Origin of the sequence: Paraburkholderia largidicola (assembly GCF_013426895.1) — a bacterium.
Taxonomy (GTDB): domain Bacteria; phylum Pseudomonadota; class Gammaproteobacteria; order Burkholderiales; family Burkholderiaceae; genus Paraburkholderia; species Paraburkholderia largidicola.
In genome coordinates, this window is sequence record NZ_AP023176.1 from 764,291 (window position 1) to 782,879 (window position 18,589).

Here is an 18,589-nt window from a genome sequence, read left to right on the forward strand (position 1 = left end):
GAGGCGCGATGCTCGAAGCAAACGGTTTGTGCGCGGGTTACGGCGCCATTCCCGTGCTCTATGGCGTGACGCTGTCCGTCAAGCGCGGCGAAGCCATCGGCATTCTCGGACACAACGGCATGGGCAAGACGACCTTGCTGCGCACGCTGATCGGCGCGCTGCCCGCGACGGCGGGCACCATCCGCTTCAATCACGAGGATGTGACCGCGCTTGCGCCGCACGCGCGCGCGAAACGGGGCATGGCGTATGTCCCGCAGGGGCGCGAGATCTTCCCGACGCTGTCTGCCTACGACAACTTGCGACTCGGCCTCGTGAAGACAGGCCGCAAGCCCGAGTCGGCAATCGACGCGCTACTCGAGGATTTCCCGCGTCTTCGGCCTCTGCTGGACCGGGCCGGCGGGGCACTCTCTGGCGGTGAACAACAACTGCTCGCCCTGGCGCGCGCGCTGGCGGGCGAGCCGTCGATGCTGCTGCTCGATGAACCTACGGAAGGCATCCAGCCTTCGATCATCGAAGAAATCGCCGAGACGCTCGTGTCGTTGCGCGAAAAGCGCGGCCTGACGATCGTGCTCGTCGAGCAGAACCTCGACTTCATCGCCGCCGTATCGCAGCGGGTGCTGGTGATCCGGCGCGGGCGCATCGGCGATGAAATTCCCCGCGAGCATCTCACCGACCTCGACAAGGTCAGCGAGTACACGGGGGTGCATGCCTAGGCGCTCTTCAATACATCGAGCGCGGCAGCACACGCGCCTTGCAGTTGCTCGCGCATCAGATCCTGAACGTCCGCCGTGCGGTTGACGATCGCATCGCGAATCCGCACCGCCTGCTCGAACGATGCGCGCATCCGTCCGCCGCGTGACATCGCGATACGCCGCAAGCGGCGCACCGGGCCGATCAGCGCGGCATGGTTCTGTTGCAGCGTGCGGTTGTCGGCGATCGTCATCACGATCGTATAGAAGCGATCCAGTGCGTCGACATAGCTCGCCGGGTCGTCTGCCTCGACGCTCGCCTGCATCGCGCGGATCACATCGTCCAGTTGCGCTGCGCCGAGCGCGGTGATGCGCTCCGACGCCAGCTGCACCGCGAGACATTCGAGTGCGGCGCGCACCGTATAGATCTCTTCGACATCGCGCAGCGACACCGCGCGCACATAAGCGCCTACGCGAGGCAGGATCGTCACCAGCCCTTCGCGTTCCAGTTGCGCGAACGCTTCGCGCATCGGCGTGCGGCTGACGTTCAGCTGCTTCGCGACCTGTACTTCGGACAGCCGGCTGCCCGGCGCAAGCACCCCTTCGACGATCGCCTCGCGCAACGCGGGCACGACCACGCCGTCGCTCAACGAATCCCCTGTGGCATCCAGCGTGCGCAGCCGTGCGTGATAGCGCGTGGCGATCGACTCCAGACTGGGCGCATGGCGCACGGGTGCCGTCGGAGTCTTTTTGGATGCAGTTTTTGCAGTAGGCATTGACACCTCGAAATTCTGTGAATACGCTGTATACAGATTATACATCAGGAGACGACATGGATCGCAGTCCATTGCAGGCCCCCGTTCTGATCGAGCAGACGGGCGACACGCTGACCTTCACCCTGAACCGGCCGGACGCCGGCAATGAAGTATCGGGCGCGATGTTCGACGCGATGTCGGCGGCGTTGCGCAGCGAGGCCGTCGAGCCGAAGGCGCGCGTGTTGCGCCTGCGCGCGAACGGCGACGTGTTCTGCACGGGCCGCGAGCGGGCGGGGCGGGACGCCGTGTCGATCCGCGCCGAAGTCACGCGGCTGATCGAACTCAAGCGGCTGTTGCGCAACACGTCGCTGATCTCGATTGCCCAGGTGCAGGGCGATGCGCTCGGCTTCGGTTTCGGGCTGGCCATTCTGTGCGACTTCACGCTGGTTTCGTCGGCGGCGCGGCTGGGCTTTCCGGAGATGAAAGCCGGCTTGCCGCCCGCCGCGATCATGGCCTATCTGGGCCGCTATGCATTGCCCAAAGCGGTGTTCCCGATGGTGCTGTTCGGCGACGCCATCACGCCCGAACTTGCCGTGCAGGCGGGCCTCGCCACGCGCGTATGCGAGCCGGCGAGCCTGCATGCCGAAGCGGACACGTTAGCCGAACGGATTCTCTCGCTCGACGAAGCGGGCGCAAGGCAATGCAAGGCGTTTTTCCTCGCGGCGCAGGAAAGCAGCGCCGAACACAACTTCCGCAGCGCAACCGATATGTTGACCGTCAATGCGTTGCGGCTGATGCAAGGCCGTTGAGTGCGGTGATGCATCGTTAGCCCGATACAACAGGACGTGCGGACCAGGGCGGGCGTCAGCGAACGAAGACGCCTCGCCACACCGGAACGTCGACAGGAGACAGACATGAACGTCAACGCAGGGCCGCGGCTCGACCGCTTGCCGATGTCGGGATTTCATCGGCGCATCATGTGGCTGATCGGCATCGGCATGTTTTTCGATGGTTTCGATATTTACGTTGCGTCGACGGTGCTCGGCGCGACGCTCAAGAGCGGCTTCTCCACGCTCGGACAGAATGCGCTGTTCGTGTCGCTGACCTTTCTCGGCATGATGCTCGGTTCGCTCTGCACCGGCTTTCTCGGCGACCGCTTCGGGCGGCGGTTCACCTATCAGGCGAACCTGGCGGTGTTCGGACTGGCGTCGCTCGGCGCGGCGCTTGCGCCGAACATGAGCGTGCTGATCGCGTGCCGCTTCGTCATGGGACTCGGGCTTGGCGCGGAAAACGTGGTCGGCTACTCGACGCTGACCGAGTTCGTGCCGCCGCAAAAGCGCGGCAAGCTGCAGGGCCTGATGGCTGTGTTCGTGGTGTCGGGATTGCCTGTGGCAGGGTTGATCGGCTTGTTGCTGATTCCATCGTTCGGCTGGCGCGCGATGTTCGTGCTCGGTGGACTCGGCGCGCTCGGCGTCTGGTATGCGCGCAAGGCCTTGCCCGAGTCCCCGCGCTGGCTCGATTCCGTTGGACGTCACGAAGAAGCCGACGCGATCCTGCGACGCATTGAAACCGAAGTGACGGCTGCGCGAGGTGGTGAGCCGCTGCCGGCTCCCGCCTCCATGAAAGCAGGCACGACCGCGCCGCCGATGCTCACGTTCGGTTCGCTATTCAGCGGCGCGATGCTGCAGCGGATGATCGTCGGCTGCGTGACGCTGGTGGTCATCAACACGTTGCTGTACGGCTTCGTCACCTGGCTGCCGACGTTCTTCGTGCATCAGGGCTTCAGTATCGCGAAGTCGTTCGGTTTTGCGCTCGTGATGTCGCTCGGTGCGCCGATCGGCTCCGCAATCGGTGCGCTCACGGCCGATGCGTGGGGCCGCAAGCCGACCATCATCGGCTCGTCGTTCGCGGCGATCCTGTTCGGCGCGATGTACCCGTTCATCACGAGCCCCGTGATTCTGCCCATCGTCGGACTGCTGTTGACCATCCCCATCTACGTGCTGGTCGCGCTGCTGTTCGCCGTGTATGTGCCCGAACTCTTTCCGACCGAAGTGCGGCTGCGCGCGTCGGGTGTGTGCAACACGCTCGGCCGTGGCGCAACCATCGTGACGCCGTTCATCGTGGTGGCGCTGTTTGCGCAGCACGGCATCGTCGGTGTGCTTGCCTTGATGATCGGCCTGCTCGCCGTGCAGATCGTGGTGGTCGCATGGCTGGGCGTCGAACCGACGGGACAGCGCCTCGAAGATCTTCAGCCGGAAGACACAGTCACGCGCGACGCGCTTCATGCCGACGCGCACGCTTCGCCTCTCAAGTGAATAAACAGGAATGACGCAATGGATACGACGAACACCCAGCACTACGACGCACAGTTGTTGATCGATGGCGAATGGACGGATGCCGAGGAGAACCGCACGCTCGACATCATGAATCCCGCGACGGGCGAAGTGATCGGCGCACTGGCGGCTGCGTCGGCGAACGACGTCGACCGCGCGGTGCAGGCGGGGCACCGTGCCTTCGAAGGCGGCGCGTGGCGCGACATGCCGATCCAGCAACGCGCGCGCGTGCTGAACCGCTTTGCCGATCTGTTCGAAGCGGATCTCGAACAGTTTTACAAGCTGGAGACACTGAACAACGGTCGCCCGATCTCCGAAACGCGTGCGCAGATTTCGCGCTTGCCGCAGTTCTACCGGTACTTCGCGGCGCTCGCACTCACGCGCCGCAGCGACGTGATTCCCATCGAAGGACCGTACCTGTGCTACACGCAGCGCGTGCCGCTCGGCGTGGTCGCGCTGATGACGTCGTTCAATCATCCGTTGATGATTCTTTCGAAGAGCCTCGCGCCCGCGCTTGCGACGGGCAATAGCGTGGTCATCAAGGCATCGGAGCAGACACCGCTTACGACGGTGCGGCTCGTGAGGTTGCTGCAGGAAGCGGGCGTGCCCAGGGGCGTCGTCAATGTGGTGAACGGCGAAGGCCGCGAAGCGGGCGCGGCGCTCGCGCGGCATCCGCTGATTCGCAAGGTGGTGTTCACGGGCGGCACGGACGTGGGTCGCACGATCGGCGAGGCGGCAGCGCGCAATTTCGCACTGACCACGCTGGAACTGGGCGGCAAGGGCGCGGTGATTCTGTTCGACGACTTCGACATCGAGCGCGCGGTGAACGGCGCGGCGTTCGCGGCTTTCATCGGTGCTGGACAGACCTGCGTGTGCGGCGCGCGCATTCTCGTGCAGAAGTCGATGTACGCGGAGTTTCTCGAACGTTTCCGCGTCAAGGCGGAAGGCATTCGAGTGGGCGATCCCGCCGATGCGAAGACCCAGCTTGGGCCCGTGATTTCGGACCGTTCGAGGCAGCGCATTCTGGCGATGCTCGAGCGCGCAAAGGCGGCGGGCGCGAAAGTGCTGACGGGTGGACGCGTGCCGCAAGGATTGACGTCGGGCTACTTTCTCGAGCCGACGGTGATTCACGACGCCAGCCCGCAGTCGGAGATTGGCCAGGACGAGGTGTTTGGGCCCGTCACCGTCGTCATGCCGTTCGAAGACGAGGCCGATGCGATCCGTATCGCCAACGACACGCAGTTCGGTCTTGCCGCTTCGATCTGGACGCAGGATGTCGCTCGCGCACACCGCGTTGCCGGCAAGCTCGAGTTCGGCATGGTGTGGGTGAACGATCATCACCGGCTCGATCCCGCATCGCCATGGGGCGGCTTCAAGAACAGCGGAGTCGGCCGCGAGACGGGCATCGAATCGTTCGATCAGTTCAGTGAACCGCGCGCGGTGACGATCAATACCAGTGGCAAGACGGTCGACTGGTATGCGGACGATGGTCAATTGAAGCGGTTGAACTAACCCGGGAGTGGGCGGCGGCCGTCAGTCGCAAACCAGAGACAAAAATCTCGTGACGGCCGCCGCAGGCGACGAGTCGAGGTTTGCGTAAGCAACGCTTATAAATAGAAAAAGCCCGCCTTTACAGCGGGCCGCGAGCACCCCGGTTCGGATAACCTGAATCGACTACGCGTAGCATCGCGCCAGGCTCGGCATGTCGTGACATGACATGTCGAGCCAGCCGATGCGAACTGAGGGTACTCCACATGCAGAACATGGCTTTCGGGCAGGTGTATCGAGCCGATTCGCCGATTCTCGTCGCCACGCCGCACACGGGCACGGCCATTCCCGATGACTTGCTGCAGCATCCCGCTTGGGTGCCCATCGCCGGCCGTCTCGCGGACCCGGCGGGCATCGCGTTGCAGGCTGCGGCCGGGCGGCATGGCGCGTCCGTCGTGTCGGCGCTTTATCACCCGTGCGTGATCGACTTCAACATCGCCACCGACACCGGTCCGCTTTCGCCGCGCCTGAACCGCGGTGGGCTCTGCCGCACGCATACGTCGCGCGGCGAATCGCTGTACGGGGCGGACGGGCAGCTTCCGGAAGCGGAAGTGGAGAGGCGCGTCGACCGATACTGGCGCCCGTTCCACGCGGCCGTGACGTCCGAACTCGTGCGCCTGCGGCAGATGCATGAAAACGTTCTGCTGCTCGTCACGCATGCGAGTTCGTGGCTCTCGCCGTTTCGCAATCAGGCAGGCGCATCCGACTGCAACGTCGGCACGAACCAGGGCGCCTCATGCGACAGGCAACTGGTGTCGACGCTGACCGGGATCGTCAAGTCGTGCGGACATTCGTGGGTCGTGAACGGCAAGGTCGCGGATGTGTTCTGCGCGCAGCGCTACGGCATGCCCGAGAACGGCATTCATGCGATCGAAGTCGAGATAGCAGGACGCTGGCGCGCCGAACTGGAGATCGACGCGCGCGATACCGTCGACCGGAAGCCTGACGCTGCGATGGACGCCCTGCTCGAAGCGCTGATGAAAACGCTTCGGCGTTTGCCGCGGGCCGAAGCGGTATCGGCGGCCGCGTTCGAGGACGCGAATGGACATGCATGACACCGTGCTTGCGACGTCGTGGGCCGGCCGATGTATCCATGCTACATTCTTGCAGTCAATGTGCGGCCAGTCATGAGAGAGAGCGGACCAGAACAATATCCCGACTGGGATCTTCTTGCCAGTTGGGTTGCCGTTGTCGAGTCGGGGTCGATATCCGACGCGGCGAACCGGCTTGCCATTTCGCAGGCAGGCGTGTCGCAACGTATCAAGGCACTCGAAACGATACTGGACACCACGCTGCTCGACCGCGCGACGCGCCCCGCGCGTCCCACGGCGGCCGGCCAGCGGTTGTTCGAGCATGCGACGGTGCTGTTGCAGGGCGCGGACCAGATGGTCGAAAGCGTGCGCAACGTGACGCGCGCCAAACGTGTCGTGGTCCGGCTAGGCTGCGTCGATTCGTTCGCGGCCACTATCGGTCCCATCATCATCAAGGCGCTGACGGGCACCTCGCATCTGATCCGTTTATGGTCGGGCATCACGCCTACCCTGGATGGACAGCTCGAAGCGCGCCAACTCGACATGGCCGTCACGACGACGAGCCTCTCGCAGGCGCCCGGCATCCGTCGGCAGAAGCTGTTTTCAGAACCGTATGTCGTCGTGTTGCCGCGCAGCTTCGAAGTCGACAGCTTCACGACGATCACCGAGTTGAGCCGGCATCTGCAACTCATCCGCTACAGCGCGCGCTCGGTGATCGGGCAGCATATCGATGCCTATCTGGCTTCGAATGGCGAGAACATCGAGCGCACCTGCGAGTTCGACGCCACCGACCCCATGCTCAGTCTCGTCGCCGCAGGGTTGGGGTTCGCAGTGACCACGCCGCTGTGCCTGTGGCAATCGCGGCACTACGTGCCGGATGTCCGCGTCATTCCGCTTTCCAGTTTCTCCCGCCATGGACGGCCCTATCAACGGCTAAGCCGGTCGTTCTTCCTCGCCTATCGCGAGAATGAACTCGGACACTTGCCTTCGGACCTCTACGATCTGCTTCGGCGTGCATTCGAGCGGCAGGTGTCGCGCGACATCGCGAAAGCGCTGGCGCTCAAACCGGAAGACGTTTGCCTGCCAGACGAGGAGTGAGCTACTGCGACGCTAGGGGTTCGTGGAAGCGGAACTGCGTGTGTTGCGCTTCCAGATCTGGTTCGTCGCGTTGTCGATGAAGCCGTGGAACACGTCGAGCACTTCGTCGATCGAAATGATCGCGGCCACGCGATGCTCGATCCACAGTCCGTGCACGAGGCCCATCGCCTGGATCGCGTAAATCGTCGCCATCGTCGGGTCGCAGCCGGCCTGCCTGAGGTCGTGGATGAAGTTCGAGCGCAGCCGCCGCGAGAAGGCGGCGCACAGGCGCTGCACTTCCTCGTCGTGCGCGGATGAACTCCACATGTGCGGCCACACGTTGGCGACGCCGGGGCTCATCACCTCGTCGCTGAAGCACATGTCGGCCGTGAACTTCATGCGCGCGACGGGATCGGCGATGCCTCTGCGTCCCGCCGTCAACTGCTCGCGCACGCGCCAGATCAGATAGACGAAGGTCTTGTAGACAAGGTTGCCCTTGTTGTCGAAGTGATGGTGAACGAGGCCGACCGATACGCCCGCGTATTCGCTCACCTTGCGGATGGTCAGGTTCTCGAGTCCAACCTGGCCGACGACTTCCAGTGTCGAATCGATCAGACGCAGACGCATCCCGTCGTACTGGGCGGGATCGTCCTTGCGCATCTCAGGCATCGCTTCGCGCGCCTTTTCTCCTTGCATGTGCACTTCCATTCGGTGGTGGGATGAGTCGCCACGCTGGCTTTTCCGGCGCTGCGTCCGGCAGCTTACATGGTACTCGGGGCTCGCAATAAATCCTGAACAAACGTTCACTGGCAGTTTCAGTTTCCTTCAGCCCGCTTGGTCATTCATATTGAACGTATGTTCATCAAAAATGGTTGGCTATCACTAGGTGAATACCCTTAATCCTGCCGGAAGCGGCACCGAAACCTTATCTGAAGGTTTTTGATCCGTGCAAATTTCGATATATAGTCCGATCGAGCTGGATGAAGCTGAACATATGTTCAGTAAAAAGCAAAGATATTAGGAGTGAGCGCGGGAGGCCCGTGCGTTCTGATTGAACTGTCGATCAGCGTTTTTTCGGAAAGGGCCAGACCGAAGCCGCCGCAAGCGTTCCATAACGGCAACCGATTCAAATCATAAGTTCGGGTTTAGCAACAAGGGGTTCTTTTTGCACCAACTACTCTGGACACCAGCTTCTACGGGCGGGTCGAATCGGGCGCAAAGCGTTACCCGATAAGGGAAAACCCCGAATGGCAGTGCACCTCGCCCGCAGCTTTGTTCAAACGTTCTTCCAAAGGAGCAAGCGTGATTTCAGGCCCACAATTTCCGTTGCCGGCAAATGAGCCCGAGGTGCATTTCGGGCAAGGTACGAAGGCAGCAGCGGCGCTGAGCAAGGCGCTCGAGCAACGCGACGTCGTCGAGATTCCGACGGTGATCGGTGGCAAGCGGTACTTCTCGAACGACGTCGTCGAAGTTCGCGCGCCGCACGACACGCAGCGTCTGCTGGCCCGCATCCATCGTCCGACGCAGGCGCAGATCGCCGAAGCCATCGCCAGCTCCGCGTCGGTCGCGAAAGACTGGGCCTCGTTGACGCACGCGAGCCGCGCGACGATTCTTCATCGCGCCGCGGAGATCGTCGCGACGCGTTCGCGGATCAGGATCAACGCGGCAACCATGCTCGGCCAGAGCAAGACGATCGATCAGGCCGAACCCGACAGCGCGTGCGAACTGATCGATTTTCTGCGCTTCAACGCCTACAACGCGCAGCGCGTGTACGCCGAGCAGCCGATGTCCGTCCCGACTGCTGTGAACCGCGCCGACTGGCGGCCGCTGGAAGGCTTCGTCTATGCCGTCTCACCGTTCAACTTCACGGCGATCGGCGCGAACCTGACGACGGCGCCCGCGATCATGGGCAACACAGTGCTGTGGAAGCCGTCGGAAAAGTCGGCGCTCGCGAATTACATCTTCTTCGAAGCGCTCGAAGAAGCCGGCTTGCCGCCCGGCGTCATCAACTTCGTACCCGGCGACGCCGAGCTGACGACGCGTGTGGCGATGTCGTCGCCGGATCTGGCGGGTATCCACTTCACGGGTTCCTCGTCGGTTTTCCAGTCGCTGTGGAAGGGCGTCGCGTCGAAGGTCGACAGCTTCCGCACGATTCCGCGCCTCGTCGGCGAGACGGGCGGCAAGGATTTCGTGCTTGCGCATGCATCGGCGAATGCGTCGGAAGTCGCGATTGCGCTGATTCGCGGCGCGTTCGAGTACCAGGGGCAGAAGTGCAGTGCGGCGTCGCGCGCCTATCTTCCGCGCAGTCTGTGGACGGCCGTCAGTCAGGAACTGCGCGACCGTCTCGCCACGTTGAAAGTGGGCGATGTCGCCGATCCCGCCACGTTCATGGGCGCGGTGATTTCGCAGGCGTCGCATCAGAAGCTGAGCCGCGCGCTCGATGCTGCGAAGGACGATCCCGCCGTCAAGGTCGTCGCCGGCGGCAAGACGTGGTCGGAGCCCGGCTATTTCGTCGAGCCCACTGTTCTCCAGGTCACCGATCCGAAGCACGCGCTGATGAAGGAAGAACTGTTCGGCCCGGTGCTGTCCGTCTTCGTCTACGAAGACAGCGCGTGGCAGGAAACGCTCGGACTGATCGACGCCACGAGCCCCTACGCGCTGACGGGTTCTGTCTTCAGCACCGACCGCTTCGCCTTGCATGAGGCCGAGCGCGTGCTGATCAATGCGGCAGGCAATCTGTACCTGAACGACAAGCCGACGGGCGCGATGATCGGGCAGCAGCCGTTCGGCGGCGGCCGCGCGAGCGGGACGAACGACAAGGCGGGTTCGTATCTGAACCTGCTGCGCTGGGCGTCGCCGCGCGTCGTCAAGGAAACGTATCTGCCGCCGCGCGACTGGCAGTTCGGCGCGTAAGTCGCTACCCGGCTTCTCCTGAGGAAACGTGATGTCAACCATTGTCTCTTTCAAGAATGTGCAGAAGACCTACGACGGCGAAACCCTCGTGGTCAAGAACCTCAACCTGGAGATTCAGGAGGGTGAATTCCTGACGATGCTCGGACCGTCGGGTTCTGGAAAGACGACGTGTCTGATGATGCTCGCCGGCTTCGAGACGGCCACGCACGGCGAGATTCTGCTTCAGGGGAGGCCGATCAACCGCATTCCGCCCGAGCGCCGCAATATCGGCATGGTTTTTCAGAGCTATGCGCTGTTCCCGCACAAATCCGTCGCGGAGAACCTCGCGTTTCCGCTGAAGGTGCGAAAAGTATCGAAAGACGAGATCGCGAAAAAGGTGAAGCGGGCGCTCGCGATGGTCAACATGGAGAAGTTCGCCAACCGCATGCCCGCGCAGTTGTCGGGTGGCCAGCAGCAGCGGATCGCCGTTGCGCGTGCACTTGTGTTCGAGCCGGCGCTGGTGCTGATGGACGAGCCGCTCGGTGCGCTCGACAAGCAGCTGCGCGAGCAGATGCAGTACGAGATCAAGCAGATCCACGAGCAGAGCGGTCTCACGGTCGTGTATGTCACGCATGATCAGGGCGAGGCGATGACGATGTCCGACCGTATCGCGGTGTTCAACAACGGCATCATCCAGCAGCTGGCCTCGCCGTCGGCGTTGTATGAACAGCCCGAGAACGCCTTCGTCGCGCGCTTCATCGGCGAAAGCAACGAATTGCTGGGCACCGTGTCGACGCTCGAGCGCGAGCACTGCACGATCAGCCTCGACAACGGGCATCGTATCAAGGCGAGCGCGGGCCCCGCGATCCGCGCGTCGGGTCACGCGAGCATCTCGTTACGCCCGGAGCGTATCTCGATCGGAGACGAGGCGCGCAGGTGCGACAACGTCTTCGAAGGTGGTGTAAAGGATTTGATCTACTACGGTGATCACCTCCGGGTAGTCATGCAGGTTTGCGGGCGAAACGATTTCATTGTCAAGCTTCCAAATGACGGCGCTGCGCGTCAATTGCGTATCGGCGACTCCGTACACGTTGGCTGGATGGCTGAAGCATGCCGAGCCTTGCAATAGTGTCAGTCAGGTAAAGCCTCACTGATTTTCTAGACCATTTATCGACGGAGTGAAGCAGATGAACCCGAAATACGCTTTAGGAATCCTTATCGCATGTGGGTGCGTGAGCACGGCGGCATCGGCGGCTCAGGTGACGTTCACGTCGTGGGGCGGCGCGTGGCAGGACGCGCAGGAGAGCACGGCCGCGAAGCCGTTCGCGCAGCAGGCGGGGGTCCAGCTCAAGACGGACACCTACAACGGCGGCATCGCGCAGGTCCGCAGCCAGGTGCAAACCAGCAATGTCACGTGGGACGTCGTGGACATGCAGCTGGCCGACGCGATCCGAGCCTGCGACGAGGGCTTGCTCGAGAAGGTGAATCCCGCCACGCTCGCACCGGGCAAGGATGGCACGCCCGCAAAGAGCGATTTCATTGCGGGCGGCCTGTCGGAGTGCCTGGTGGGCAGCATCGCGTGGTCCACGCTCATCGCCTACAACACCGACAAGTTCAAGGGACATGAGCCGACGAAGATCGCCGACTTCTTCGACCTGAAGAAATACCCCGGCAAGCGCGGTCTGCGCAAGTCGCCCGAAGGCGCGCTGGAATGGGCGCTGCTCGCCGACGGCGTGCCGCCCGCCGATGTCTACAAGACGCTGTCCACGCCCGCAGGATTGAATCGCGCGTTCAGGAAGCTCGACACGATCAAGTCGTCGATCGTCTGGTGGGAGACGGGCGCCCAGCCGGCACAGCTTCTCGCGGATGGCGAAGTGACGATGAGCAGCGCCTACAACGGCCGCATCTACAGCGCGATGATCACCGACAAAAAGCCGTTCGGCTTCCTGTGGGATGGCCAGGTGAAGAACATCGAAGGCTACGCGATCGTGAAGGGCTCGAAGAACCTGAAGGCCGCGCAGGACTTCGTGCGTTACGCGACGCAAGCCGATGTACTTGCGAAGCTCGCGCCGCTGACGGCTTATGGTCCTGCCCGCAAGTCGTCGATTCCGCTGGTCGACGCCAAGGTCTCGCCCTATCTGCCGACGGCACCCGCCAACCAGAAAGGCGCGATCGATGAAGACACGGCGTTCTGGGCCGACCATTCGGACGACCTGAACCAGAAGTTCGCGGTCTGGCTGAGCCAGAAGTAACTGGAATTCGTGTAGCACTGACGAGGAGGGCGCGGTATCAGCCGCCGGACCATGATGATTCTTCCCACTGATATTGCCGTACCAGCAGCAGGCGAGCCGGAGCCGAGTCATATCGGCGATTCGAAAAGCCTCAAGTCGAAACTGCGCAGCGCGGAGCGCGCCGAGCGCACCCGGGCGATGCTGTTGATCGCGCCGCTGCTGGCCTTCCTTCTCGTCACCTTTCTGGTTCCGATCGGCAGCCTGTTGATGAAGAGCTTCCGCGACCCGACTATTTCTCAGGAGATGCCCGCCACGGCAGCGCTGCTTCGCGAATGGAACCCCGCTGCCGGAAAGCTCCCCGGCGAGCATGTCTATGACGCGTTCGGCAAGGATCTGCTCGCCGCGAAGGCCAGTGAGGGCGTGAGCCGCGTGGCGTCGCGCCTCAACTACGACGAAGCGGGCATGCGCAGTCTCATCATGAAGACGGCGCGCCGTCTCGGCGACAGCGACACGGGGACATGGCATCAACGCCTGTCGGCCATCGATCCGCGCTGGGACGACATCGGCGCGTGGTCCACGCTCAAGTACGCATCGTCGCCGTGGACACTCGGCTATTACCTGAAGGCATTCGATTTCAAACGCGACAGCGACGGTTCGATCGTCCGTCAGGCACCCGGCGAGCGGCTGTATGTCGATGTGTTCGTGCGCACCGCATGGGTGAGTCTTGCCGTGAGCGCGCTGTGTCTGCTGTTCGGATATCCCGTCGCCTACTTTCTGGCGAACATCCCCGCGCGCTACAGCAACCTGTTCATGATCATGGTGCTGTTGCCGTTCTGGACGTCCATTCTGGTTCGAACCACGGCGTGGGTCGTCGTCCTGCAGACCAACGGCGTGCTCAACGATCTCTTCATCCACCTGGGTCTCACGAAATCAGGCTTTGCGCTGATCTACAACCGCTTCGGCGTGCTGGTGGCGATGACGCACATCCTCTTGCCCTACGCGATTCTGTCGTTGTACGCGGTGATGAAAGGCGTGCCGAACATCTACATGAAAGCAGCGCGCTCGCTCGGCGCGGGCCCGATTCTGTCCTTCTTTCAGGCCTACTTTCCGCAGACGCTGCCGGGCGTGGGCGCAGCCGGCATGCTGACGTTCATTCTCGCCGTTGGCTACTACATCACGCCCGCTATCGTCGGCGGGCCGGATGATCAACTCGCGAGCTACTACATCGCGAATCATGTGAACGCGACGCTGAACTGGGGGCTGGCCAGCGCGCTCGCCTCCATTCTGCTGGCGGGCGTGCTGCTCGTCTATGCGATCTTCGTCCGGATGACGGGCGGCGGTGTGAAACTGGGGTAACGCCATGTTCAACTTTCCCGCATACGTTACGGTCTGGGGACGTCTCGGCCGGTTCGTTCACGTCGGCGTGTCGCTGGCCGTGCTGCTGTTCCTCGTTTCACCCGTGCTCGTGGTGATGCCGCTGTCGTTCAACTCGCAGCCGTACTTCACCTATCCGATGCAGGGTTTGAGTCTTCGCTGGTATCACGACTTCATCAACAGCCCCGACTGGATGCTCGCGCTCAAGAACACGATGATCGTCGGCATCGTGTCGACGCTCATCGCAACCGTGCTCGGCGTGACGGCTTCGCTGGGCCTGATGCACCCGCGCCTGAAAGGGAAGGCGCTCATCACGGGCATTCTGGTTTCGCCGATGATCGTGCCGCTCATCATCACGGCCGTGGGCGTGTACTTCGCGTTCAGCCCACTCGGTCTCACGAATAGCCTGACGGGGCTGATTCTGGCGCACGCCGCGCTTGGCGTGCCGTTCGTGGTGGTGACTGTGACGGCGACGCTCGCCGGTTTCAACGAAACATTGTCGCGCGCCGGCCGCAGCCTGGGCGCGTCGCCCGTGCGCGTCTTCATGCAGGTGAAGCTTCCCATCATCGCGCCGGGCGTGGTGTCGGGCGCACTGTTCGCGTTCGCGACTTCGTTCGACGAAATCGTCGTCGCGCTCTTTCTGACGGGCACGGATCAGCGCACAGTGCCGCGGCAAATGTGGTCGGGCATCCGCGAACAGCTGAGTCCGACGATCCTCGCGGTGGCCACCGTGCTCGTCGTCATCTCGACGCTGCTGCTCATCACGCTGGAACTGTTGCGCCGCCGGTCCGAGCGTCTGCGTGGCGCCGCCGCGGCGTGACTGCGACCTATCCCAACCACTCGTTCTGAAGCACGTACTCATCGGGTCATCTCATCATGTTGTCGGAAATCCAAGCCATGCAGGCCGTCACGACGAACCTCGCCACGCTGCGCCAGCGCATCCGCGACGCAACGGCGTTGCCTGAAGAAGCGGTCGTTCAGCAATTGATGCAGCAGGCGCGTATGGATGCGCCGGCGCTTGCCGCGACGCAGGCGCTCGCCGGGCGTCTGGCGCAAGGCGTACGCGACGCGCGCATCGATGCAGGCGGTGTCGATCTGCTGACGCAGGAGTTTTCGCTCGACAGCCGCGAAGGCATCGCACTGATGTGTCTCGCGGAAGCGATGCTCCGCATCCCCGATACGGCGACCCGCAACCAGCTGATTCGCGACAAGATCGTCGATGCGGATTGGCGTGCGCACATTGGCAAGTCGCCGTCGCTGTTCGTCAATGCGACGGCGTGGGGACTGCTCGTCACGGGCAAGCTGCTGAAGCAGCCGGATGAGAACGCACTGGCGGAAGCACTGACGCGGGTGGTGAGAAAAGGCGGCGAAGCCGTCGTGCGGGCGGGCGTCGCCTACGCGATGCGGATGCTGGGCAAGCAGTTCGTCACGGGCCAGACCATCGAAGAAGCGATCGGCGTGGCAAAGGGCCGGGAATCGGGCGGTTACCGTTACTCATACGACATGCTGGGCGAGGCCGCGCTGACCGACGAGGACGCGCAGGCGTATTTCGAATCGTATCGCCATGCAATCGAAGCGATCGGCAAGGACGCGAAGGGCAAGGGGCCGATCGACGGGCCTGGCGTCTCGGTGAAGATATCCGGGCTTCACCCGCGCTACGAACTGGCGCAGCGCGAGCGGGTTCTGATCGAGCTGTATCCGCGCCTCCTGCAACTGGCGCAACTCGCGAAGCAATATGGCATCGGCTTTCACCTCGACCAGGAAGAGTCCGCGCGATTCGATCTGACGCTCGAAATGCTGGAGCGTCTGTGCATGGAGCCGACGCTGAAAGGCTGGAATGGCATCGGGATTTCGCTGCAGGCGTACCAGAAGCGCGGCTGGGCCGTGGCGGAATGGATCATCGCGCTGGCCCGCTCCACGGGGCGGCGCATCAATATCCGGCTGGTCAAGGGGGCTTACTGGGACACTGAAATCAAGCTCGCTCAAGACGCGGGCGCCGCCGGCTATCCCGTCTTCACCCGCAAGGTTCATTCGGACGTGAGCTACATCGCTTGCGCAAAGGCCTTGCTTGACGCGCCTGACGCGATCTTTCCGCAATTTGCCACGCACAACGCCTTCACGGTTGCCGCCGTCCATACGCTGGCGGGGAACAAGGAATACGAATTCCAGTGTCTGCACGGGATGGGCGAAACGGTCTACGACCAGGTTGTCGGGCCCACGAAGCTCGGCCGTCCGTGCCGGATCTACGCACCCGTTGGACCGCATGCGACGCTGCTCGCTTACCTCGTGCGGCGGCTGCTCGAAAACGGCGCGAACTCTTCTTTCGTGAACCAGATCGTGGACCCGGCCGTCAGCATCGCGGATATCGTCGAAGACCCGGTTGCCAGGGCTGCGCGTACGGGCGGCAAACCGCATGCGGGTATCGTTTCGCCTCGCGGCGTGCTGCCGGGCCGGCTCAATGCCGCGCCCATGCAGTTTGCGGCGTCTTTCTCATTCGACAGGGCGGTTGCGGACATACGCGCGAATCGCATCGTGGCGCAGTCGATCGTGGCGGGCGCGGGCGAGCTTGCATCCGATGCGACGGCGCTCGTCTACAGTGCGAGCGACGCATCGGAGGTCATCGGCAGTGTCGCGAGTTGCCGGATCGATGCCGTCGAGCAGGCATGCGCGGCGGCGTCGCAGGCTGTGACATCGTGGGGACGCACCGCGCCCGATACGCGCGCGGCGATGCTAGAAGACGTTGCGAACGCGCTCGAGAACAACGCCGAACGGCTCGGCGCACTGCTCGTGCTGGAAAACGGCGCGACGCTCGCCGAGGCCGTCGACGAAGTCAGAAGTTCAGTGAATCTGTGCCGCCTGTACGCGTATCAGATCTCGTCCGATACGCGGCTCGCCAGTGCCATGCCGCTTGGCGTCGTAGCGAGCATCACGCCCGCGTCGTCGCCCCTGACGACTTTCGTTGGGCATATTGCGGCCGCGCTCGCAGCAGGAAATGTCGTTGTGGCGAAGCCATCGTCGGACGCGTCGCTGATTGCCTATGAAGCGGCGCGACTGTTCATGCAATGCGGCATGCCCGAGGGTGTGTTGCAGATCGTGCTGGGCGATGGCGACGCGGTTGGACGGGCGCTGCTCTCCGATCGGCGCGTAGCAGGAGTGCTTTTTTCGGGTTCACGCGAAACGGGCCGTGCTGTTTCGATGCAGCTTGCAGCGTTGCCGAAAGCGCCGAAATTGATCGGCGTGTTCGGCGGCGTCAATTCGATGATCGTGGACAGCTCCGCATTGCCCGAGCAGGTGATATCCGACGCGATTGTCTCCGCTTTCAGGAACGCCGGACAATCGGCATCGTCGCTGCGTATTTTGTGTCTGCAGGATTCGACAGCGGACAAGGTGCTGCGCATGCTCAACGGCATGTTGAGCGAGCGCATGACGGGCAACCCGCTGAGCCCCGCAACGGATATCGGACCTGTGGCCACGCGCCGCGCGCGAGACCGCGCCGAAGCCTACCTTGCACAACTGAAGCAGCGCGGAATGACGGTGGTACGCGGCAAGCTTTCGGGCGATGGCAGCAAGGGAAATCATGTCGCGCCTGCCATCGTGGATATCGGCGATGTGCGCGCGTTGAGTTCGATCGATCCTGCCGTCGACGGTCCGATCGTTCATGTGCTGCGATACAGGACAGGCGAGATGGACGCGTTGCTGCGCGCGCTGAATGAACGCGGTTGCGGCGTGCAAGGCTTGCACACGCGCATCAACGAGGCGGCGGGCAAGCTGTTGTCGCTAACCCGGGCCAACAGTGTCTGCATCAATCGCGCGATGCACAGCGCGTTCGTGGGCATGCAACCGTTCGGCGGCGTCGATGCGAGCGGTACGGGTCCGATGGCAGGCGGTCCGCTGATGCTCGCCGGTCTCACGCGCCAGGCCGCGTTGTCGTTCGAAGCCGCAAGCGGTCCGTTCGCTGCCACGGCGACCGCAGTGAGCGAAAAGTTCTTCGAGTTTCCGGTCGAAGGTTGGGACGGAAAGCGGATCAGCCGCCAGACGGCTGCGGCGAAAGCCTGGTCGGCACAACTTCATCACCTCGACTCGCTGTTCAACCTTGCTTCGTCGCGCGGCGCCAATGCAAAGGATCTCACTACGCTCGGCGATTTCAGAAGCCGCGCGAGTGAACTGCTTGCGGCAATGCGACCGCTTGGTTTGCCTGCACTGACGGGCGAAGAGAATACGGTTGAGTTGTTGCCTCGCGGACAGGTGTTGTGCGCCGCGGATTCCGTTTCGGCCGTGATCGCGCAAGCCAGCTTCGCAGCCGCCTTCGGCAATGAAGTCGTATTGCTGAAATCGCAGATCTCGGACGAAATTGCCAGCACGCTGGGTGCCGGATGCCGGGTGATCGACGCCGCAGATGCCGCGCGGATTCTGCGTGGCGACGTTCCCGGCGTGCGTCCCGACGTGGTGCTGACGACACCCGGCCAGCACGGTCTCGACAACATCCGCAGACTGGCCGCCGAGGCGATGATTGCAGTCGTGATGGCGGACGATACGGGCGGCTACGACTGGACGCAACTGGTACGCGAACGCGTCACGACCGTGAACGCGAGTGCCGCCGGCGGCAATACGCAACTGATGGTGATGAGTGAAGATGCGTTCTGATCGCACGCGTGACGA

Annotated in this window: 14 protein-coding genes; 12 read left to right on the forward strand and 2 right to left on the reverse strand. The window is 63.0% G+C overall.

The window, feature by feature from the left end; genetic code table 11:
- The first annotated feature begins 8 nt into the window (after positions 1–8).
- On the forward strand, positions 9–713 hold the full coding sequence (locus PPGU16_RS32160; protein WP_180726754.1) for an ABC transporter ATP-binding protein: 705 nt from the start codon (positions 9–11) through the stop codon (positions 711–713).
- Here PPGU16_RS32160 and PPGU16_RS32165 read toward each other — a convergent pair.
- Entirely contained in the window at positions 710–1,465 is a 756-nt protein-coding gene (locus PPGU16_RS32165) for a GntR family transcriptional regulator (RefSeq protein WP_180726755.1), read from the reverse strand. The genes PPGU16_RS32160 and PPGU16_RS32165 overlap by 4 nt on opposite strands.
- A gap of 56 nt (positions 1,466–1,521) precedes the next feature.
- Here PPGU16_RS32165 and PPGU16_RS32170 point away from each other — a divergent pair, with 56 nt between their 5' ends.
- The 5 genes from PPGU16_RS32170 to PPGU16_RS32190 all read left to right on the forward strand — a co-directional run bounded on the left by PPGU16_RS32170 (position 1,522) and on the right by PPGU16_RS32190 (position 7,454).
- On the forward strand, positions 1,522–2,253 hold the full coding sequence (locus PPGU16_RS32170) for an enoyl-CoA hydratase/isomerase family protein (protein WP_180726756.1): 732 nt from the start codon (positions 1,522–1,524) through the stop codon (positions 2,251–2,253).
- Between the two features lie 105 nt (positions 2,254–2,358).
- Entirely contained in the window at positions 2,359–3,759 is a 1,401-nt protein-coding gene (locus tag PPGU16_RS32175) for an MFS transporter (RefSeq protein WP_180726757.1), read from the forward strand.
- Positions 3,760–3,777: 18 nt separating this feature from the next.
- Complete coding sequence (locus PPGU16_RS32180) at positions 3,778–5,289, forward strand: aldehyde dehydrogenase (RefSeq protein ID WP_180726758.1); 1,512 nt, start codon at positions 3,778–3,780, stop codon at positions 5,287–5,289.
- Positions 5,290–5,531: 242 nt separating this feature from the next.
- On the forward strand, positions 5,532–6,380 hold the full coding sequence (locus PPGU16_RS32185) for an N-formylglutamate amidohydrolase (protein ID WP_180726759.1): 849 nt from the start codon (positions 5,532–5,534) through the stop codon (positions 6,378–6,380).
- Between the two features lie 72 nt (positions 6,381–6,452).
- The gene (locus PPGU16_RS32190) at positions 6,453–7,454 is read left to right on the forward strand and encodes a LysR family transcriptional regulator (RefSeq protein ID WP_180726760.1); all 1,002 of its coding nucleotides are present in this window, start codon (positions 6,453–6,455) and stop codon (positions 7,452–7,454) included.
- 12 nt (positions 7,455–7,466) lie between these two features.
- Here PPGU16_RS32190 and PPGU16_RS32195 read toward each other — a convergent pair whose 3' ends face one another.
- Positions 7,467–8,129: a TetR family transcriptional regulator C-terminal domain-containing protein gene (locus PPGU16_RS32195; RefSeq protein WP_180726761.1), complete on the reverse strand. Its 663-nt coding sequence runs from the start codon at positions 8,127–8,129 to the stop codon at positions 7,467–7,469.
- 606 nt (positions 8,130–8,735) lie between these two features.
- Between PPGU16_RS32195 and pruA the strand changes: the two genes are divergently transcribed.
- Genes pruA through putA form a run of 6 tightly spaced genes read left to right on the forward strand, consistent with a single transcriptional unit; the run spans position 8,736 to position 18,574 of the window.
- Positions 8,736–10,346, forward strand: a complete 1,611-nt coding sequence (gene pruA / locus PPGU16_RS32200; RefSeq protein ID WP_180726762.1) for an L-glutamate gamma-semialdehyde dehydrogenase — start codon at positions 8,736–8,738, stop codon at positions 10,344–10,346.
- A 31-nt stretch (positions 10,347–10,377) separates the two neighbouring features.
- Positions 10,378–11,454, forward strand: a complete 1,077-nt coding sequence (locus PPGU16_RS32205; protein ID WP_180726763.1) for an ABC transporter ATP-binding protein — start codon at positions 10,378–10,380, stop codon at positions 11,452–11,454.
- 58 nt (positions 11,455–11,512) lie between these two features.
- Positions 11,513–12,577 carry an ABC transporter substrate-binding protein gene (locus PPGU16_RS32210; RefSeq protein WP_180726764.1) on the forward strand — a complete coding sequence of 355 codons (1,065 nt, stop codon included), beginning with the start codon at positions 11,513–11,515 and terminating at the stop codon, positions 12,575–12,577.
- A 51-nt stretch (positions 12,578–12,628) separates the two neighbouring features.
- Positions 12,629–13,912 (forward strand): ABC transporter permease, encoded by a 1,284-nt coding sequence (locus PPGU16_RS32215; RefSeq protein WP_243460745.1) that lies wholly within the window; start codon positions 12,629–12,631, stop codon positions 13,910–13,912.
- Positions 13,913–13,916: 4 nt separating this feature from the next.
- The gene (locus PPGU16_RS32220; protein ID WP_180726765.1) at positions 13,917–14,750 is read left to right on the forward strand and encodes an ABC transporter permease; all 834 of its coding nucleotides are present in this window, start codon (positions 13,917–13,919) and stop codon (positions 14,748–14,750) included.
- 56 nt (positions 14,751–14,806) lie between these two features.
- A complete protein-coding gene (gene putA, locus PPGU16_RS32225) occupies positions 14,807–18,574 on the forward strand; it encodes a bifunctional proline dehydrogenase/L-glutamate gamma-semialdehyde dehydrogenase PutA (protein WP_243460746.1) in 3,768 nt (1,255 codons plus the stop codon).
- Positions 18,575–18,589: the final 15 nt, after the last annotated feature.